Source organism: Xanthomonas sp. NCPPB 3570 (assembly GCF_056725115.1).
Map to the genome: position 1 here is coordinate 2,078,005 of NZ_CM161513.1, position 17,533 is coordinate 2,095,537.

16 protein-coding genes are annotated in these 17,533 nt (G+C 69.6%); 6 read left to right on the forward strand and 10 right to left on the reverse strand.

Translation table 11 applies throughout. From position 1 onward, the window contains the following. The first annotated feature begins 104 nt into the window (after positions 1–104). The gene (locus tag AC1PLR_RS09170; RefSeq protein WP_420009995.1) at positions 105–1,667 is read left to right on the forward strand and encodes a sodium/sugar symporter; all 1,563 of its coding nucleotides are present in this window, start codon (positions 105–107) and stop codon (positions 1,665–1,667) included. Positions 1,668–1,695: 28 nt separating this feature from the next. Here the strand turns inward: AC1PLR_RS09170 and AC1PLR_RS09175 are convergent, their stop codons facing one another. The 3 genes from AC1PLR_RS09175 to AC1PLR_RS09185 all read right to left on the reverse strand — a co-directional run bounded on the left by AC1PLR_RS09175 (position 1,696) and on the right by AC1PLR_RS09185 (position 5,358). Beyond that, positions 1,696–3,489, reverse strand: a complete 1,794-nt coding sequence (locus AC1PLR_RS09175; RefSeq protein ID WP_481103340.1) for a sensor domain-containing phosphodiesterase — start codon at positions 3,487–3,489, stop codon at positions 1,696–1,698. An 82-nt stretch (positions 3,490–3,571) separates the two neighbouring features. Beyond that, on the reverse strand, positions 3,572–4,138 hold the full coding sequence (locus AC1PLR_RS09180) for a response regulator transcription factor (protein ID WP_043091894.1): 567 nt from the start codon (positions 4,136–4,138) through the stop codon (positions 3,572–3,574). Continuing rightward, complete coding sequence (locus tag AC1PLR_RS09185) at positions 4,135–5,358, reverse strand: ATP-binding protein (RefSeq protein WP_420009993.1); 1,224 nt, start codon at positions 5,356–5,358, stop codon at positions 4,135–4,137. The genes AC1PLR_RS09180 and AC1PLR_RS09185 overlap by 4 nt, the downstream gene beginning before the upstream one ends. A 124-nt stretch (positions 5,359–5,482) precedes the next feature. On the opposite strand from AC1PLR_RS09185, the gene ispG reads away from it, so the two are divergent. The 5 genes from ispG to AC1PLR_RS09210 all read left to right on the forward strand — a co-directional run bounded on the left by ispG (position 5,483) and on the right by AC1PLR_RS09210 (position 11,482). Further along, complete coding sequence (ispG, locus tag AC1PLR_RS09190; RefSeq protein WP_010340040.1) at positions 5,483–6,748, forward strand: flavodoxin-dependent (E)-4-hydroxy-3-methylbut-2-enyl-diphosphate synthase; 1,266 nt, start codon at positions 5,483–5,485, stop codon at positions 6,746–6,748. After that, the gene (locus tag AC1PLR_RS09195) at positions 6,729–7,439 is read left to right on the forward strand and encodes a phosphatase PAP2 family protein (protein WP_481103341.1); all 711 of its coding nucleotides are present in this window, start codon (positions 6,729–6,731) and stop codon (positions 7,437–7,439) included. The genes ispG and AC1PLR_RS09195 overlap by 20 nt, the downstream gene beginning before the upstream one ends. A gap of 103 nt (positions 7,440–7,542) precedes the next feature. Then, on the forward strand, positions 7,543–7,878 hold the full coding sequence (locus tag AC1PLR_RS09200) for a hypothetical protein (protein WP_481103342.1): 336 nt from the start codon (positions 7,543–7,545) through the stop codon (positions 7,876–7,878). Positions 7,879–8,234: 356 nt separating this feature from the next. Next, entirely contained in the window at positions 8,235–9,926 is a 1,692-nt protein-coding gene (locus AC1PLR_RS09205; RefSeq protein ID WP_481103343.1) for an Hsp70 family protein, read from the forward strand. Continuing rightward, entirely contained in the window at positions 9,923–11,482 is a 1,560-nt protein-coding gene (locus AC1PLR_RS09210) for a J domain-containing protein (protein WP_481103344.1), read from the forward strand. The genes AC1PLR_RS09205 and AC1PLR_RS09210 overlap by 4 nt, the downstream gene beginning before the upstream one ends. A 4-nt stretch (positions 11,483–11,486) precedes the next feature. Here the strand turns inward: AC1PLR_RS09210 and AC1PLR_RS09215 are convergent, their stop codons facing one another. The 7 genes from AC1PLR_RS09215 to AC1PLR_RS09245 are packed head-to-tail and all read right to left on the reverse strand — an operon-like array spanning position 11,487 to position 17,486. Further along, positions 11,487–12,659: a TPM domain-containing protein gene (locus AC1PLR_RS09215; RefSeq protein WP_481103345.1), complete on the reverse strand. Its 1,173-nt coding sequence runs from the start codon at positions 12,657–12,659 to the stop codon at positions 11,487–11,489. Positions 12,660–12,661: 2 nt separating this feature from the next. After that, a complete protein-coding gene (locus AC1PLR_RS09220; protein ID WP_481103346.1) occupies positions 12,662–13,399 on the reverse strand; it encodes an aspartate/glutamate racemase family protein in 738 nt (245 codons plus the stop codon). A 29-nt stretch (positions 13,400–13,428) separates the two neighbouring features. After that, positions 13,429–14,298: a DMT family transporter gene (locus AC1PLR_RS09225; protein ID WP_481103567.1), complete on the reverse strand. Its 870-nt coding sequence runs from the start codon at positions 14,296–14,298 to the stop codon at positions 13,429–13,431. 32 nt (positions 14,299–14,330) lie between these two features. Continuing rightward, positions 14,331–15,374: a UDP-N-acetylmuramate dehydrogenase gene (gene murB, locus AC1PLR_RS09230; protein ID WP_267107338.1), complete on the reverse strand. Its 1,044-nt coding sequence runs from the start codon at positions 15,372–15,374 to the stop codon at positions 14,331–14,333. Beyond that, positions 15,371–16,426: a quinone-dependent dihydroorotate dehydrogenase gene (locus AC1PLR_RS09235; protein WP_010340031.1), complete on the reverse strand. Its 1,056-nt coding sequence runs from the start codon at positions 16,424–16,426 to the stop codon at positions 15,371–15,373. Before AC1PLR_RS09235 ends, murB begins: the two co-directional genes overlap by 4 nt. Before the next feature lie 8 nt (positions 16,427–16,434). Further along, positions 16,435–17,208: a class I SAM-dependent methyltransferase gene (locus AC1PLR_RS09240; RefSeq protein ID WP_481103347.1), complete on the reverse strand. Its 774-nt coding sequence runs from the start codon at positions 17,206–17,208 to the stop codon at positions 16,435–16,437. Beyond that, positions 17,205–17,486 (reverse strand): DUF4190 domain-containing protein, encoded by a 282-nt coding sequence (locus AC1PLR_RS09245; RefSeq protein WP_481103348.1) that lies wholly within the window; start codon positions 17,484–17,486, stop codon positions 17,205–17,207. Before AC1PLR_RS09245 ends, AC1PLR_RS09240 begins: the two co-directional genes overlap by 4 nt. Positions 17,487–17,533: the final 47 nt, after the last annotated feature.

A 17,533-nucleotide genomic window follows, 5' to 3' on the forward strand; every position in this document is an offset into this window, starting at 1 on the left:
CGGCGGCGCAGGCGGCGAACGGAGTTATCGAACGAGCGGCGCCGCCCACGCGGGCGGCGTCATGGACAACGGTGCGACAGGGCTGCGGCCCATAGGAGAAGGCAGTGGGGTTGGCGACGTTGGATGTGGCGATCGTGGTGGTCTACCTGGCGGGCATCTTCCTGCTCGCGCAATGGGTGTCGCGGGAGAAGGCCGGGCACCGCAAGAGCGCGGAGGATTACTTCCTGGCCAGCAAGACCCTGCCGTGGTGGGCGATCGGCGCGTCGCTGATCGCGGCGAACATTTCCGCCGAGCAGATCATCGGCATGGCCGGTTCCGGTTATGCGATCGGCCTGGCGATCGCCTCCTACGAGTGGATGGCGGCGCTGACCCTGCTGATCGTTGGCAAGTTCTTCCTGCCGATCTTCCTGCGCAACGGCATCTACACCATGCCGCAGTTCCTGGAGCAGCGCTACGGCAAGTGGATCCGCACGCTGATGGCGGTGTTCTGGCTGCTGCTGTACGTGTTCGTCAACCTGACCTCGATCCTGTGGCTGGGGTCGATCGCGGTGAGCCAGGTCACCGGCATGGACCAGACCCTGGCGCTGGCCCTGATCGGCGTGTTCGCGCTGGTCTACCAGCTCTACGGCGGGTTGAAGGCGGTGGCGCTGACCGACATCGTGCAGGTCACCCTGCTGGTGCTGGGCGGCCTGCTGGTCGCCGGGCTGACCCTGTCGAAGATCGGCGACGGCGCCGGCGTGCTCGCCGGCTTCCGGCATCTGTGGAACGCGCACCCCGAGCACTTCCACATGATCCTGTCCAAGGACAACCCGTTCTACAAGGATCTGCCGGGCCTGAGCGTGCTGCTCGGCGGCCTGTGGGTGATGAACATCAGCTACTGGGGCTTCAACCAGTACATCATCCAGCGCGCGCTGGCGGCCAAGAACATCGGCGAGGCGCAGAAGGGCATGGTGTTCGCCGCGTTCCTGAAGCTGCTGATGCCGGTAGTGGTGGTGGTGCCGGGCATCGCCGCGGTGGTGCTGGCGCCGGACCTGGCCAAGCCCGACCAGGCCTATCCGACCATGATGCAGTTGCTGCCCAGCGGCATCCTCGGCCTGGTGTTCGCGGCGCTGGTGGCGGCGATCGTGGCCTCGCTGGCGTCCAAGATCAATTCGGTGGCGACCATCTTCACCCTGGATTTCTACGCCAAGTTCCGCCCGCAGGCCGACCAGCCGCAACTGGTGCGGGTCGGCCGCGTGGCCGCGGTGACCTCGGTGCTGATCGGCATCCTCACCGCGCGGCCGCTGCTGGGCAATTTCGACCAGGGCTTCCAGTTCATCCAGGAATTCACCGGCTTCTTCACCCCGGGCGTGGTGGTGATCTTCATGCTCGGCCTGTTCTGGAAGCGCGCCAACGAGGCCGGCGCGCTGACCGCGGCGATCGGTTCGGTGCTGCTGTCGTTCGCGCTGAAGAAGCTGTGGCCGGAACTGCCGTTCATGGACCGCATCGGCCTGGTGTTCGTGCTGTCGCTGCTGGCGGCGGTGGTGGTGTCGCTGCTCACCCCGCTGGCGCCGGCGCGCGACCTGATCCGCACCGACGATGTGCGCTACGGCACCACGCTGGGCTTCAAGCTCGGCGCCGCCGTGGTGATCGCGATCCTGGTGGCGCTGTACGCGGTGTTCTGGTGAGCCACGGGCCGGCCGTGGCGCGGTGCGCTCAGGCGTCGCCGCCCTGCCACGGCTCGGCCAGCCAGGCGTCGAGCGCCTCGGCTGGCATCGGCCGCGCGATCCAGTAGCCCTGGCCTTCGTCGCAGCCCCACTCGCGCAGCATCCGGTACACGGTTTCGCTCTCGATGCCTTCGGCCACCACCTGCTGGCCGAAGTCGTGGCCGAGATGGATCATCGACGGCACCAGCATGCCGTCGCTGCGGCTGCCGGGCAGGGCGCGAATGAAAGACTGGTCGATCTTCAGCGCGCTGGCCGGGATGTTCTTCAGGTAACCGAGGTTGCTGTAGCCGGTGCCGAAGTCGTCGATGGCGATCTTCACCCCGAGCGCGCTGATCTGCTGCAGCTGTTCGGCGACCCGCTGGGGATCGCGGATCATCGCGCTTTCGGTGAATTCGATCTCCAGCGCGCCGGGGGCCAGCGCGTGCTGCTGCAGCAGCGCCTGCAGGCGGACGATGAAGTCGACCTGCTCCAGGTCCACCGCCGACACGTTCAGCGAGACGCTGAAGCGATAGCCGCGCTGCTGCCACAGCGCCGCCTGGGCGATGCCGGTGCGCAGCACCCAGGCGGTGATGCGGCTCATCAGTGCGGTCTTTTCCGCCAGCGGGATGAAGTCGTTCGGCGCCACCGTCCCGAGCAAGGGATGCTGCCAGCGCAGCAGCGCCTCCACGCCGACGCATTCGCCGTTGCGCAGGCTCACCCGCGGCTGGTAGTGCAGGCTCAGCTGGCCTCTGGCGTCCAGCGCCTCGGGCAAGGCGGCGAGGATGCGGAAGGCATTGCGCTGGTTGGCGTCGTGGTTGCGCTCGTACAGGCTCCAGCGCTGGCCGCGCTGGCGCGCCATGTCCACCGCGGTGGTCAGAGAGCGCACGGTGTGGTTGGCGCTGAGCGCACCATCCAGGCGCACCGCGCCCAGCGAGGGACTGGCCGCGTGCGGAATGCCCTGGTGGTCGATCGCCGCGGCGAAGGCGTCGCAGACGTGCTCGCACCAGTACTCCAGATGCGCGGTGTCGCTGCCTTCCATGATGAACACGAAGCTGGTGGTGTCGATGCGGTACAGCGGCAGGGGGCCCAGCGCCTTGCGCAGGCGGTCGCGCGCGGCCAGCAGGTAACCTTCTGCGTACTCCCAGCCCAGCGCCTTGACCATGTCGCGGAAATAGTCGATGCCGCACACGTCGATCGCCACCGCGGTGTCGTGCTGGTCCGCGGTCTGCAGCGACAGCCACATGGTCAGGTCGTCGTTGAAGCGGCTGCGGTTGGGCAGGCCGGTCAGCGCGTCGACGAAGCCGCTGTTGCGCAGGGTGTCGATGCGCACCATCAGCAGGTCGCGCAGGTCCTGCAAGGTGCGGCGCGCGACCTCGTCGAGCTCGTGGCGCGGCTCGGTATCGATCACGCACAGCGTGCCGAGGCTGGCGCCGTCGGCCATCAGCAGCGGCGCGCCGGCGTAGAAGCGGATGAACGGCGGTCCGGTGACCAGCGGGTTGTCGCAAAAGCGTGGGTCCTGGCGCGCGTCGGGCACCACCATCAGTTCCGGGCTGTGGATCGCATAGGCGCAGAACGCCTGGCTGCGCGGCGTCTGCGGCACCTCCAGACCGACCCGGGACTTGAACCACTGGCGCTGTTCGTCGATCAGCGAGACCAGCGCGATCGGCACCCGCAGGTAGCGGGACGCCAGTTGCGTGACCAGATCGAACACCTGGTCGGCCGGCGTGTCCAGTAGGCACAGCTGGCGCAGGGCGTTGAGCCGTTGCGGCTCGTCCAGCAAGGCGGGTGGGGGAGACTTCAGCATGCCGGGTTATCGGCCCGGTACCAGGGGACTTGAGCGCTGGCCGGACGGGCGGTTCAGGCTGCCGCGGCGCCGCGCCGCGCGCTCAGCGCGGCGGGTCGCGCTGCGGGCTTGGCCGCTTGGCCAGCTTGCGCTGCAGCGAGCGGCGGTGCATGCCGAGCAGGCGCGCGGCCGCGGACACGTTGCCACCGGTCTCGTGCATGGCCTGCTGGATGTGCTCCCACTGCAGGCGGCTGAGCGGGGTCATCGCGTCCGGCACGTCGCTGCCGTCCTCGTCTTCGTCCTCCTCGGCTTCCAGGCCGATCGCGCGCAGGATCATCGGCACCGTGGCCGGCTTGGGCAGGTAATCGTCGGCGCCGAGCTTGATCGCCTCCACCGCGGTGGCGATGCTGGCGTAGCCGGTGACCAGCAGGATCTGCATGTCGGCGCGGATCGCGCGCAGCGGCTGGATCAGCGCCAGGCCGGACTCGTCGCCGAGCTTGAGGTCGATCAGCGCGTAGTCCGGTGGCGCCTCGGCGGCCAGCGCCAGGGCGGCGGCGGCGCTGTCGGCGGTCCGCGTCTCCAGGCCGCGGCGGGCGAGGGTGCGCTGCAGGGTGCGCAGGTACAGCGGATCGTCGTCGACCAGCAGGCCCAGCGGGGTCTCGGTGTTCATGCGGAGGTCTCCAGGGCGAGCAGCGGCAGGCGGAAGCCGACCCGGGCGCCATGGTCCGGCGCCGGCTCGGTCCACAGTTCGCCGCCCAGGCGTTCGATGGTCGCATGCGACAGCGCCAGGCCCACGCCCATGCTCTCGGGCTTGCCGCTGCGGAACAGGGTGGCCGGCAGGCCGACCTGGTTGGCGTCGAAGCCGCCGCCGTAGTCGCGCACCTCGCCGACCAGTTCGCTGCCGGTGACCCGCACGTTCAGGTCCACCTGCGGATGGCCGGCGCGTTCGCCGGCGTCGGCGGCGTTGTTCAGCAGGACCTGCAGCAGGTGGCCGATGGCGCTTTCCATGCGCAGCTGCAGCGGCGCGTCGTCGTTGCGGCGCAGGCGCACGGTGGGCCGCACCAGTTGCCACTGGTGCAGCACCTGCGCCAGCGACACCGCCTGCCCGCCGGCGCGCTGCGCCGGTGCGGCCAGCGCCAGCACCCGCTCGCGGCACTGCACCAGCAGTTCGCGCAGCGTGTCCAGGTCTTCGCGCAGTTCCGGCTGGGTGCTCTGTTCGGCGATGTCGTCGGTGAGCAGGGTCATCGTCGCCAGCGGCGTGTTCAGCTCGTGCGCCACCGAGGCGGCATGGGTGGCCAGGGCGACGATGCCCTCGTTGCGGGTGAAGCGCTCGCGCAGCAGCGCCAGCTCGCGTTCGCGTTCGCGCATGGCCATCGCCAGGCGGGTGGAGAACACCAGCACCACCACCGTGGACAGCAGGAAGTTGGCGGCCATGCCCCAGCGCTGCAGGTCCAGCGCCTGGTAGGGGCCGTGCGGCAGCGGCAGGCCGAATACGGCGCTGACCGTATAGCCGGCCACGCAGGCCAGTGCCACCGCCAGCGCCCAGCGCAGCGGCAGCGCCAGCACCGCCAGCGCGATCAGCACCAGGAACAGCGAGCCGAAGGCGTTGCCGATGCCGCCGCTCCAGCCGACCATCCAGGTCAGCACCGTCACGTCGACCAGGATGTGGCCGAAGGCGGTGGCCGGGGCGGCCGAGTCGGCATGGCGCAGGCGCAACTGCGCGTACAGGTTGAACAGCGCCAGCACCGCCACGCCGGCCCACAGCGGCGCCTGCGGCAGAGGCAGCTGCAGCGGCCAGGTCGCCACCAGGATCGTCGCGGCCTGGCCGGCGGTGGCCAGCCAGCGCAGGCTGCACAGGGTGCGCAGGAAGGAGGCGTCGGTGGAATCCATGCTGCGCATCGTATGCGCTGGGCCGGGGCCCTGCCTGCGACAAACCGTCGCAGCGGCGCCGCCTCGCTGAATTGGCGGTGCCGGCGCGTGCGGCAGGAGGCGCCGCGCAGGCTAAAATGGGCGCATGTACGATGCCGTCAGCCGCCCCACGCCTCCCGCCGATGCCGCGCCCTGGGCGCGCCGTCTCACTCAGCCGGTCCGCATCGGCGGCGTCACCATGGGCGGCGGCAAGCCGGTGGTGGTGCAGTCGATGACCAACACCGACACCGCCGACGTCGCCTCCTCGGTCAAGCAGGTGGCCGAGCTGTGGCGCGCCGGCTCGGAACTGGTGCGCCTGACCGTCAACACCCCCGAGTCGGCCGCGGCGATCCCGCGCATCGTCGACAAGCTGCGGATGATGGGCATCGAGGTGCCGCTGATCGGCGACTTCCACTACAACGGCCACCAGCTGCTGGCCGCCGAGCCGGCCTGCGCCGAGGCGCTGGCCAAGTACCGGATCAATCCCGGCAATGTCGGCTTCGGCAAGAAGAAGGACACCCAGTTCGCGCAGCTGATCGAGTTCGCACTCAAGTACGACAAGCCGGTGCGCATCGGCGCCAACTGGGGCTCGCTGGACCAGGCGCTGGCGGCGCAGCTGATGGACGAGAACTCGCGGCGCGAAGTGCCGTGGGATGCCGGCCGGGTGCTGCGCGAGGCGTTGATCCGCTCGGCGCTGGATTCGGCCGAGCGCGCGGTGGAACTGGGCCTGGGTCGCGACCGTATCGTGCTCAGCTGCAAGGTCAGCGGCGTGCAGGAACTGATCGCAGTGTACCGCGACCTGGCGCAGCGCTCGGACTTCGCCCTGCACCTTGGCCTCACCGAGGCCGGCATCGGCAGCAAGGGCATCGTCGCCTCGGCGGCCGCGCTGGCAGTGCTGCTGCAGGAAGGCATCGGCGACACCATCCGCATCTCGCTGACCCCCGAGCCGGGGCAGTCGCGCACGCAGGAAGTGATCGTCGCCCAGGAACTGCTGCAGACCACCGGCCAGCGCGCCTTCACTCCTCTGGTCACCGCCTGCCCGGGCTGCGGCCGCACCACCTCCGAATTCTTCCAGGAGCTGGCCAAGGTGGTGCAGAACCACGTGCGCGCGAAGATGCCGGAGTGGAAGGTGAGTCATCCCGGCGCCGAAAGCATGACCCTGGCGGTGATGGGCTGCGTGGTCAATGGACCGGGCGAGTCGCGCCACGCCAACATCGGCATCTCGCTGCCCGGCACCGGCGAGGCGCCGGCCGCGCCGGTGTTCATCGACGGCGAGAAGAAGGTGACCCTGCGCGGCGAGAACATCGCCCAGGAGTTCGTGGCGCTGATCGACGAGTACGTCGAACGCACCTATGTCCGCCGCACCGGGTGAGTCCGCCGCCGAGGCGGCCGGGCTGCGCCGCTGGTTGCGGCTGAACGCCTGGCGCGTGGTGCTGCTGTTCGCCGGGGTGCTGCTGCCGCTGGGCGTGTTCGTGGCCCTGGCCGAGGACGTGCACGCACTCGAAGACCTGTATTTCGACGAGCCGCTGCTGTGGAGCATGCGCGGCCTGACCAGCCCAGGCTGGGATCGCTTCTTCACCGTGATCACCGAGGCCGGCTACCAGTACGGAGTGATCCCGCTCGATACGCTGATCGTGCTGGCGCTGCTGGGCCTGCGCCGCTGGCGCGAAGCGCTGTTCGCCGCGCTGTCCTTCATCGGCTCGGCGCTGCTGAACATGGGCGCCAAGCAGTTCTTCCAGCGCGACCGGCCGAGCCTGTGGGAGTCGATCGCGCCCGAGCACCACACCTTCAGTTTCCCCAGCGGCCACGCGATGGGCTCGATGACCCTGGCCGCGGTGCTGATCGCGCTGAGCTGGCGCACCCCCTGGCGCTGGCCGGTGCTGTGGCTGGCCGGCAGCTTCACCCTGCTGGTCGGCATCTCGCGGGTGTACCTGGGCGTGCATTACCCCTCCGACATCCTCGGTGGCTGGAGCGCGGCGCTGGTGTGGGTGGTGGGGCTGTACCTGCTGCTGTTCCGCGGCGCACGCCGGCCGCGCTGGCGCGTGCGGCGAGCCCTGTCCTAGCGGCACCGTTCGATGCGTAGCGACGCAACGTAGCGCAGCGCGCTCAAGTTCAGGTGGCGGTCGCCGATAACGCGATCTTGCAGGGATAGGGGGCAAGCAGGGAATGGATGTCGAACGGCGCCGCAATGCGGCGGCAGAGCCGCGTCGATGCGTTGGGCCGCCGAGGCGCTGGAACTGCCGCCCGATGCGGCCGCGCGCGATCAAGCGCGCCTACGCGCTGCGCTTGAAGACTACCCGGCCTGACGACGACCCGGTCGCGTTCCAGCAGTTGGACGGGACCTATCGGGCGGCATTGGCTTGGGCGGAAGCGCCGACGTGGCTGCAGCATGCGAGCACCACGATCGATGATCTGCAGGTCGATGTGCCGCTGTTGCCACCGGCGGCAGTGCGTCCGCTGGTCGTGGGCCTCTTGCCGATCTCGTGCACGCCCCGGTGTTGAAAGCGGAACTGGTGCCTCGCGCATTGCTGGGCGATGCCGTCGGCCAGTATTGTCATCCTGTCGGAATGCGGTGTGGCGGGATTGGGGGTGGCCGTCGGTTCCGCGCTCGCCTACGTCGCGACATCCCGCATGGCAGGTTGCATGGATACCGAATCCCGAAAGGCGATCATCCCTGGGCGCGGCGTGGAGGGGGTGCTATGCGTACCTCCGGTCATCGCAGTCCAGGCCGGTGCCTGGCCCGGCACGTGGTCGCGCTGTTGTTCCGGGCCATCTCGCTGATCCATGACACGCAGCATCGCGCCCTGCACAGGCACGTCTAGAATTTTCATAATGGATAGGGACACAAGGATCCGCACATGATCGTAGGTATCGACCTCGGCACCACCCACTCGCTGATCGGCATCCACGACGCCGACGGTGGGCGCCTGTTCGCCAATCCACATGGCGGCCTGTTGACCCCGTCGGTGGTCAGCGTCGACGACGATGGCAATCTGCTGGTCGGCCAGCCCGCCCGCGATCGCCTGGTGACCCATCCGGGCCACAGTGTGGCCGCGTTCAAGCGCTGGATGGGCAGCCCGCGCGAGACCAGGTTGGGACAGCGCAGTTTCCGTCCGGAAGAGCTGTCGGCGCTGATCCTGCGCTCCCTGATCGCCGATGCCGAGGCCGCGCTGGGTGAGAAGGTGGAGGAAGCGGTCATCAGCGTGCCTGCCTATTTCTCCGACGCGCAACGCAAGGCCACCCGGGTGGCCGGCGAACTGGCCGGCATCCGCGTCGAACGCTTGATCAACGAGCCGACCGCCGCCGCGCTGGCCTACGGGCTGCAGGAGCGCGGGGGAGAAGGCCGCGTGCTGGTGCTCGATCTCGGCGGGGGCACGTTCGACGTGTCGCTGTTGGAAATGTTCGACGGCGTGGTGGAAGTGCATGCGAGCGCAGGCGACAACTTCCTCGGTGGCGAAGACTTCCTGCAGGTGCTGGTGGACGGTTTCTGTAGCGAGCATCGGCTCGATCCGGCCAAGCTCGCGCCCAGCGACAGCGCGCAGTTGCGGCGACGGATCGAGCAACTCAAGCGCGAACTGAGCACCCAGGCGCAGGCCGCAGTGAGCCTGAGCATCGCCGGGCAGGCGTACAGCTGGGAGATCGACGAGTCGCGCTTTGCGCAGCTGGCCGAGCCTTTGCTGCAGCGCATGCGCGCACCGATCGAACGCGCGCTGCGCGATGCCAAGTTGCGGCCGTCGGAACTGGACGACATCGTGCTGGTCGGCGGCGCGGTGCGCATGCCGATGATCAGCCGCCTGGCCACGCGCATGCTCGGCCGCCTGCCGCTGCGTCACGTCAATCCCGACCATGCGATCGCCCTGGGGGCGGTGGTGGCGGCCGGTCTGAAGAGCCGCGACGAGAGCCTGCGCGAGGTGGTGTTGACCGACGTCTGTCCTTATACGCTGGGAACGCAGGTGTCGCGCCGCGGCGGCGATGGGCAACTGCGCAACGGGTATTTCCATCCGATCATCCCGCGCAACAGCGTGGTGCCGGTCAGTCGCGAAGACACCTTCTATCCCATCCACGAGCGGCAGACCGAAGTGGTCATCGATGTCTACCAGGGCGAGAACCCGATGGTCGAGCGCAACATCAAGTTGGGTGAAGTGCGGGTGGCGCTGGATCCCAAGCGCCCGCGCAACGAGCAGAGCGTGCTGACCCGATTCACCTATGACGTGGACGGATTGCTGCAGGTCGAGGTCGTCGAGGAGGCCACCGGCAAGCGGCACGAATTGATCCTCGAACAGAATCCCGGGCTGCTCGACCGCGACGAAATCGCCCGGCGCTTGCTGGCGCTGGCCGAACTGAAGGTGCACCCGCGCGACCAGCAGCAGAACCTGGCGATGCTGGCACGCATCGAACGCGTCTACGAGGAGTACATCGACGAACGCCAGACGCTGCAGCATTGGCTCGACCAGTTCCGCGCGGTGCTCGAAAGCCAGGAGACGGTCCGTATCGAACGCCATCGCCAGGAACTGGCCCAGGCACTGGACGAGCTGGAAGCGCGCGCATGAGTTGGGCATTGGCGGCATTGGGGCTGGATGAGGACGCCGACGAGCGCGCCATCAAGCGGGCCTACGCCGCGCGCCTGAAGGTGACCCGTCCGGACGAAGATCCGGCGGGCTTTCAGCAACTCCACGAGACCTATCAGGCGGCGCTTGGCTGGGCGCGGCAGTTTGCCGCTGCGCATCGCCCGGCCGAGCCGGCCGTCGAGGGCCTGGAACACCAGGATGATGTACTGCAGGCGCAGGCGGATGCTGGGTTTGCACGGGCTTCCTTGGTGCAGGAAACCGTGTCGGCGCCCACGCAGCGCGATGCCGACGCGCTTCAGCCTGCCGACGTCTCGGAAGCGCCCGAACGTTTCGCGGTACCTGAGGCTGCCGAAACGCCAGCCATCCGCCATCCTGCTGTCGCAGCAAGAATCGCGTTTGCCGAGACGGAGCCCCCGTCCGTGGACATGGCGCAGATGCAGGTGCGCATCCTGCATCAAGCGCAGCAACTGGAACCGGCAGCGCTGCGCGCGTGGCTGCTCGCGCAACCGGAGCTGTGGTCGCTGGACCACAAGCCGCAGATCGGTGCCGACCTGCAGCGCCATCTGCTCGAACACGAGGAAACGCTCAGCCTCTACCACTATGAGGTGCTGGCGGATTTCTTCGACTGGGAGCAGGCACTGGACGCTCCCGATCCCTATCTCGTGCAGCATGCCTGCGCACGGATGCACCAGCGTTGGCGACTGCAACCGTCCGGGTATGGAGAGCTGAGCGAGGCGCTGCGGCGGCGCGGTGATCCAGATGCGTCGGTGCCCTATGTGCGCAAGTTGCTGGCGTTGCTGGGCCCCACGGCGTCTGACAGTGCGGTGTTCGCGGCGATGCTGTGGCCAGGCCGGCCCACCCGCATGCGGCGGCTGCTCGAACTGATCGGCTACGTGCCGGATGGCCGCAAGCCACCGCCGCCGTTGCAGCGTGAGCGTGCCAACACCTGGTACCTGGCCGGCGAACGGCACATGTTCAATCCGATTGCCTTCATGGTCGGCGTGGCGCGTAGCCTGATCGCGGCAGCAGCCTTCCTGCTTCTGTGCCTCTTGTTGGCGATGCTCGATCGCAATCCGGCACCCGGGATCTCGCCGATGCTGAAGGCCGGCGGCATCGGCGCCGCTCTCATCGTTGGTGGCTGGCTTGCCTGGGATTGCTTCGCTTCGCTGCTGCGTTGGCAGTCCCGACACGAAACCGATGCCTGCGTCAGACGCCCGCTGTTGCAGCGCTTCTTCATCCCGATGCTCGGCATGGTCGCCATTGCATGCATTGCAGCGGACAAGTCCTGGGCTGCCGCAGCCATCGCCTTGCCACTGTTGGTGATCGCGGTTGTACGCTGGATGCGCCGTGCTGGATACCGGCTTCAGCTGGAATGGGGTTGGGGCTGGGTGTGGGCTGGATTCTTCGTGCTCAAGGCTGCTTTCTTGGGGGTTGGCATGTTGGTCCTCTACCCGCAGGTCGCGCTCGGCGGCACCGCGATCGCCTGGCTTGGCGATCTGATCTCGCAGTGGAGAGCCAGAAAGAGGGCGGTGGCCTGACCGGTTACCAGCTCGAACTGGCACCGCCGCCGCCGGAGCTGCCGCCGCCGGAGGACGAGTCGCTGCTGGAGGACGAAGACGAGGAGGACGAGGACGATCCTGCGGACTCGGCCGCGGCGCGTTCCTTGGCGGCCTGGGCGGCGTAGTAGCTGGCGGTGTAGGCGAACACCCCGGGCGCGGTCTCGGCGATGTGGCCCTTGCGGATCAGCGCATTGCGCCGCCGTGCGAGCGCCTGCAGGAAGCGGCTGTAGCGCTGCGGCGAGCGGTAGCGCTGCGTGGCGACGGCCAGAGTCAGCACCAGGATCAGCAGTTCCAGCGCCAGGAAGATCACGTACATGGTCATCGACCTGGCCGACAGCAGGAACACGAAGATGCCGGGATTGGCGCTCAGGAACAGGCGGATGAACCACGCCCAGAAGCCGCCACCTGCGGTGTCCTGCACCAGTTCCTCGGGCTTGCCCGCCAGGCGTGGGTGCCGCCGCAGCAGGCGCCTGCGCAGGATGCCGGTCCAGGCACTGCGCAGCGGCAGCAGCAGCCACACTAGCACCAACAGGCCTGCCCAGGCGATGGCGCCGCGCCGCCAGTGCATGCTGTCGTCGGCCGGTTGCGCCAGTTCGGCGACGGCCTCGGGATCCTGCGCGGCGGCGCGGCCCATGAAGTCGAAGGCGGCCACGATGGCGTCGGCGGTGTCGCCCTGGCGCAGGCGCGGGGCCAGGTAGTCGTCCAGCGCGTGCCGCGCGACCACGTCGGGCAGCACGCCTTCCAGGCCGTAGCCGACCTCGAAGCGCGAACGCCGGTCCTGCATCGCCAGCACCAGCAGCAGGCCGTTGTCGCTGCCCTGCCGGCCGAGCCGCCAGGTGTGGAAGGCGCGCTCGGCCAGGCGCTCGATCGGTTCGTCCTGCAGCGACGGCACGATGTAGACCGCGCCCCAGATGTGCTGACGTTCGCGCAGGCGCTGCAGCGCCGCGTTGATCCGTTGGGTGTCCTCCGCGCTGAGTGTGCCGGCGGGATCGACCACGTTCGGCGTGTAGGGCGGAATGGCGACCGCGCCGCGGCTGAGCACTGGCCACAGCAGCAGGGCCAGGAGCAGCAGCGTACCGAGCCGGAACGGCGCCCAGGCGCGCAGCGTGGCGGGGCTGCGGCGCGGGGTGGTGACGTGTGGACGCTGCTTGCGCATCGCTAGGCCAGGCTGTGCAGGACCGCAGCCCGCGCGTGCAGCGCGGTCGTGTCGAACAGCGGCACCGCCGCATCGGCGGGACCGACCAGCAAGCCGATCTCGGTGCACCCCAGGATCACCGCCTCGGCGCCTTGCGCCTGCAGCCCCGCGATCACCTCGCGGTAGCGCCGCCGCGACGACGTCTGCACCACGCCCTGGCACAGTTCCTCGTAGATGATGCGGTGCACGTCCTCGCGCGCCGGCGCATCCGGGATCAGCACCTCGAAGCCGCGCCGCTGTAGCCGTTCGCGGTAGAACGCCTGCTCCATGGTGAAGCGGGTGCCGAGCAGGCCGACGCGGACGATGCCGGCGGCCTGCAGCGCATCGGCGGTGGCATCGGCGATGTGCAGCAGCGGCAGCGGCACTGCGGCGGCGATCGCGTCGGCGACGCAGTGCATGGTGTTGGTGCACAACACCAGGAAATCGGCGCCGCCGGCCTGCAGTGCGCGCGCCGACGCCGCCAGTGCGGCGCCGGCCGCATTCCAGTCGCCGTCGCGCTGGTACTGCGCGATCTCGTGGAAGTCCACGCTATGCAGCAGCAGCTTGGCCGAATGCAGCCCACCCAACTGTGCGCGCACCGTCTCGTTGATGTGCCGGTAGTAGGGCAGGGTGGATTCCCAGCTCATGCCGCCGATCATGCCGATGGTCTTCATCCTGCGTCGCTTGCTGCCGTCTTGAGTGCGCGAGGATGGTAGCGGCATCGGCCGCGCGCAGCGACCGCGCGTGGCACTCAGGCGTCCAGCGTCGGTGGCGTGCCGACACCGGCGCGTACCGCGCGCCGCGCCAGCACCGCCTCGCGATGGGCGATGTAGGCGTTGGCGCCGAGGATCACCACTGCGCCCAGCACGGTGCCGCCGTCCGGTGTTTCGTCGAACAGCCACCAGCCGAACAGCGCCACCAGCGGCAGCTGGGTGAAGCTGATCGGGGTCAGCGCGGAGACTTCGCCGAGGCGCAGCGCGTGCGTCCACAGCAACTGGCCGAGGGTGCCGAACAGGCCGGTGGCCAGCAGCCACAGCCAGTCGATGCCCTGCGGCCAGCGCCACACGAACAGCGCCGGCAGCAGCGACATCGGCACCCAGAACGCATAGGTGTAGAACACCACCGTGTTGGCGGCGTCCACCCGCGCCAGTTGCTTGATCTGGATCGCGACCAGGGCGCTCATCACCGCCGCCAGTACCGCCACCAGGGTGCCGGGGCTGAACGCGGCGGCGCCGGGGCGCACGATCAGCAGCACCCCGACGAAGCCGCACAGCACCGCCAGCCAGCGCCGCAGCCGCACCGTTTCGCCCAGCCACAGCGCGGCGGCCAGGGTCGCGAACAGTGGGGTGGAGTAGGACAGGGCGATCGCCTGCGACAGCGGCAGATGGCCGATTGCCCAGAACCCGGCCAGCATCGACACCAGGCCGATCGCGGTGCGCAGCAGGTAGCGCGGCAGTTGCGCGGTGCGCGGCCATGGCCGGCCCGGACGCAGCAGCATCGGCAACAGGAACAGCAGGCCGAACAGGTTGCGGAAGAACGCGATCTGCAGCGTGGACAGCTGCGCCGATGCCAGCCGGATCGCGACGACCATCAGCCCGAAGGCCATCGTACTGGCCAGCATCAGCAGCGCCGCGCGCAGCGGCGTGGGCGCGGCTACCACTGCGCGCCGACGATACGCGGTTCCGGCTCCAGGATGACGCCGAAGCGCTCGCCCACCGAGGCGGTGATGCGTCGCGCCAGCGCCAGCAGTTCGGCGCCGCTGGCCTGGCCGTGGTTGACCAGCACCAGCGCGTGCGCGGCGGACACGCCGGCGTCGCCGTCGCGGTAGCCCTTCCAGCCGCAGGCCTCGATCAGCCACGCCGCCGACAGCTTGCGCTGGCTGTCGTCGTCGCCGGGAAACACCGGTAACGCCGGGTGTTCGTGCTGCAGCGCCAGCGCCTGTTCCAGCGGCAGCAGCGGGTTCTTGAAGAAGCTGCCGGCGTTGCCGAGCACGTCCGGGTCGGGCAGCTTGCGCCGGCGGATGTTGATCACCGCCTGGGCCACGTCGGGCGCACCGGGGGTGGCGATGCCCATCGCCTGCAGTTCCTCGCCGATGCCGGCGTAGTCCAGGCGCAGCGCATGCAGCCGCGGCAGGTTGAACTCCACCGCGGCGATCAGGTAGCGGTCGGGCTGGCGCTTGAACAGACTGTCGCGGTAGCCGAACTCGCAGGCGGCCGCGTCCAGCCGCACGAAGCGCGCATCGGCACGGTCGTAGGCCTCGACCACGTGCACGAACTCGCCCATCTGCGCGCCGTAGGCGCCGATGTTCTGGATCGGCGCGGCGCCGACCGTACCGGGGATCAGCGCCAGGTTCTCCAGGCCGGACAGGCCTTGCGCCAGCGACCACATCACCAGCTCGTGCCAGCCCACGCCGGCGCCGGCGCGGACGATGGCGTAATCGGCGCGGTGCTCCAGGGTGTCGATGCTGCGGTTGGCGAAGCACAGCACCACCCCGGGCGCGTCGCCGGCGAACAGCATGTTGCTGCCGCTGCCCAGCGGCAGCAGCGCGGCGCCGGCCAGTTCCGGCGCCAGCAGCGCCTCGGGCAGCGCCTCGGGCGCGAAGATCTGCAGCAGCCACGGCGCCTGCGCGGCGACGTGGAAGGTGTTGAGCGCCTGCAGCGGCGCCTGCGCGGTGAGCGACCAGGCCGTCGTGCTCATGGCGCGACCACGTCCCCGCGGCTGGGCGCTTCGCGGCGCCGGCGCATCGCCTCGACGCACTCGCCGATCAGCTCCGGACCGCGGAACACCAGGCCGCTGTAGCACTGCACCAGGGCCGCACCGGCGGCCATCTTCGCCACCGCGTCGGCGCCGGACAGGATGCCGCCGACACCGATCAGCGGGATGCTCTCGGGCAGGCGCGCGCGCAGCCGGCGCAGTACCAGGGTGGACTGGCCCAGCAGGGGGGCGCCGGACAGGCCGCCGCTTTCGGCGCCAAGTGGCTCTTGCTCCAGGCCGGGCCGGGCGACGGTGGTGTTGGTGGCGATCACCCCGTCCACCTGCAGGTCCGACAGCACCCGTGCCGCCGCGTCGATGTCGCTGTCGCTCAGGTCCGGCGCCACCTTGACCAGCATCGGCACGCGCTTGCCGTGGCGCGCGGCCAGCGCTTCCTGCGCCTCGCGCAGCCGCGCGATCAACTGCCGCAGCGCCTGTTCTTCCTGCAGTTCGCGCAGGCCGGCGGTGTTGGGCGAGGAGATGTTGACGGTGACGTAGTCGGCCAGCGCGTAGACCTTCTCCAGGCAATGCAGGTAGTCGGACGCGGCGTCCTCGTTCGGGGTGTCCTTGTTCTTGCCGATGTTGATGCCGAGCAGGCCGCGCCGCCGCCGCGCGCGCTCGACGTTGCGCACCAGCGCGTCCACGCCCAGGTTGTTGAAGCCCATGCGGTTGATCACCGCCTGCTGCCGCGGCAGGCGGAACATGCGCGGCTGCGGATTGCCGGCCTGCGCGCGCGGGGTGACCGTGCCGATCTCGACGAAGCCGAAGCCCAGCGCCAGCAGCGCGTCGATGTGCTCGCCGTTCTTGTCCAGGCCCGCGGCCAGCCCGACCGGATTGGGAAACTCCAGGCCGAAGGCGCGCGTGGGCATCGGTGCGATCGTGCGCGCCAGCAACGGATTGGTGCCGGTGCGGTAGGCCAGTTCGATCGCGCGCAGGCCCAGGGCATGGGCGCGCTCGGCGTCGAAGGCGAACAGGAACGGTCGGGCGAGGGAGTACATGGCGTGGCTCAGGTCAGCGTCCCGGCGAAGGCGCGGGTGCGGTAATGGAACGCGACGACGCCGTCGCGCTGGTGCCGGTCGAACAACGCGCGTAACGCCTCCAGCATCGGCGCATGCCGCGGGTGGCCGGGCAGCGGTGCGTAGGAGGACGACAGCAGGCGTCCGCGCAGCGCCTCGAAGTCCATGCGCTGTTCGTTGGGGAGCTGTGCGGTGCCGCGCAGGCCGGCGCCGAACCAGCGCTGCATGGTGGCATCGTCGTGGTAGCGCTCGGCCACCGCGCTGTAGTCGGTGCCGTATTCCAGCAGCAATTGCTCGTAACCTTCCAGGAACGGCGTAGCGTCGAGCAGGCGCGAGTTCCAGTAGACCAGCGCCAGGCCGCCGGGGCGCAGCACCCGCGCCCATTCGCGGCGCACCGCCTCCAGGTCGAACCAGTGGAAAGCCTGCGCCGCGCTGATCAGGTCGACGCTGGCGTCGGCCAGGGTGGTGGCTTCGGCGCTGCCGTCGATGGCGCGGAAGCCCGGCTGGTCACGCAGCAACTCCTCTGCGGCCGCGCGCATCGCCGCGTTCGGTTCCACCGCCAGGGTCGGGTGCCCGGCCTGCAGGAACAGGCGGGTGGAGATCCCGGTGCCCGCGCCGATGTCGGCGACCAGCGCGTCGTGGGCCACGCCCAGCTCGCCGTGCACCCAGTCGAGCAGGGCCGGCGGATAGCTGGGGCGGTAGCGCACGTAATCGGCGACGCGGTCGCTGAAGCGCTCGCGCGGCGCGGCGGCGTCCCGGCTCACGACTGGGTGCTGGCGAACCACGCCAGCCCGCCGAAGAACAGCACGAAGGCCAGCACCGCCAGCACGGCCAGCACCACCGCGGCCCAACCCAGGATCAGCCCGCCCACCGCCAGGCCGTCGCCCTGGAAGCGCTGCGGCTGGCGGCGGATCTGCGCGCGCGCCAGATGCCCGGTGACGATCGCGCCGAGGCTGCCCAGCATCGGCATCAGGGTCCAGCCGAGGATGCCGGCGATCAGGCTGACCACTGCCAGGGAATTTGTTTCGCGCACCTGACTCATCGCGCTCGCTCCTTGCAGAAGGAAAGGGAGCGGCGGCCGCAGCGCGC

What these genes read in the sequence shown, in the direction of transcription:
- AC1PLR_RS09175 (WP_481103340.1), bottom strand. Translation starts at nt 3,489, where the DNA reads ATGCTGAAGTCTCCCCCACCCGCCTTGCTGGACGAGCCGCAACGGCTC.
- murB (WP_267107338.1), bottom strand. Translation starts at nt 15,374, where the DNA reads ATGAGCACGACGGCCTGGTCGCTCACCGCGCAGGCGCCGCTGCAGGCG.
- AC1PLR_RS09195 (WP_481103341.1), top strand. Translation starts at nt 6,729, where the DNA reads ATGTCCGCCGCACCGGGTGAGTCCGCCGCCGAGGCGGCCGGGCTGCGC.
- AC1PLR_RS09210 (WP_481103344.1), top strand. Translation starts at nt 9,923, where the DNA reads ATGAGTTGGGCATTGGCGGCATTGGGGCTGGATGAGGACGCCGACGAG.
- AC1PLR_RS09205 (WP_481103343.1), top strand. Translation starts at nt 8,235, where the DNA reads ATGATCGTAGGTATCGACCTCGGCACCACCCACTCGCTGATCGGCATC.
- AC1PLR_RS09215 (WP_481103345.1), bottom strand. Translation starts at nt 12,659, where the DNA reads ATGCGCAAGCAGCGTCCACACGTCACCACCCCGCGCCGCAGCCCCGCC.
- AC1PLR_RS09225 (WP_481103567.1), bottom strand. Translation starts at nt 14,298, where the DNA reads ATGCTGGCCAGTACGATGGCCTTCGGGCTGATGGTCGTCGCGATCCGG.
- ispG (WP_010340040.1), top strand. Translation starts at nt 5,483, where the DNA reads ATGTACGATGCCGTCAGCCGCCCCACGCCTCCCGCCGATGCCGCGCCC.
- AC1PLR_RS09245 (WP_481103348.1), bottom strand. Translation starts at nt 17,486, where the DNA reads ATGAGTCAGGTGCGCGAAACAAATTCCCTGGCAGTGGTCAGCCTGATC.
- AC1PLR_RS09200 (WP_481103342.1), top strand. Translation starts at nt 7,543, where the DNA reads ATGGATGTCGAACGGCGCCGCAATGCGGCGGCAGAGCCGCGTCGATGC.
- AC1PLR_RS09220 (WP_481103346.1), bottom strand. Translation starts at nt 13,399, where the DNA reads ATGCCGCTACCATCCTCGCGCACTCAAGACGGCAGCAAGCGACGCAGG.
- AC1PLR_RS09180 (WP_043091894.1), bottom strand. Translation starts at nt 4,138, where the DNA reads ATGAACACCGAGACCCCGCTGGGCCTGCTGGTCGACGACGATCCGCTG.
- AC1PLR_RS09185 (WP_420009993.1), bottom strand. Translation starts at nt 5,358, where the DNA reads ATGGATTCCACCGACGCCTCCTTCCTGCGCACCCTGTGCAGCCTGCGC.
- AC1PLR_RS09235 (WP_010340031.1), bottom strand. Translation starts at nt 16,426, where the DNA reads ATGTACTCCCTCGCCCGACCGTTCCTGTTCGCCTTCGACGCCGAGCGC.